Origin of the sequence: Novosphingobium organovorum, from assembly GCF_022832435.1 — a bacterium.
GTDB classification, from domain to species: Bacteria; Pseudomonadota; Alphaproteobacteria; order Sphingomonadales; family Sphingomonadaceae; genus Novosphingobium; species Novosphingobium organovorum.
Genome location: NZ_JALHLF010000277.1, coordinates 1 through 357, shown reverse-complemented (window position 1 = coordinate 357; position 357 = coordinate 1). Strand labels below are relative to the sequence as shown.

The window sequence follows — 357 nt, the reverse complement described above, 5'->3', positions numbered from 1 at the left end:
GGGCAGGCGCGAAGCGAGCGTGGCCGCGAGTGTGTGGCGCGGCTGTTCCGCGACGAGGGCAAGCGTCTTGGCGTCGATCAGAAGATCGATCGGCGCGCCGTCGCGAACGACCGAGACCCGCAGCAAGTCGTTTCCGGCTGGTTGGGGGCCTTTCACGAAGAGCCGGCTGTCGAGCGAACCATAGCCATGAAAGTCCCAGCGAAAGCCTTTCCAGTGCGTGACCTGGGCGGTGACCCAGCCTTTCCGCTCGCGCCGCGCCACGAAGATTTGCGTGTCCCCCCGGGCATCGTACTTGTGATAAGTGATCATCACGCGCCCCTGATCGTCGAAGCCTACGACCGTGTTGTTGTTGATCAT

At 63.3% G+C, this 357-nt stretch carries 1 protein-coding gene; it reads right to left on the bottom strand.

Features of this window, described 5'->3' with window-relative positions:
• A partial coding sequence (locus tag MTR62_RS21225; RefSeq protein WP_244024667.1) for a BNR-4 repeat-containing protein occupies nt 1-357 on the bottom strand: 357 nt, incomplete at both ends.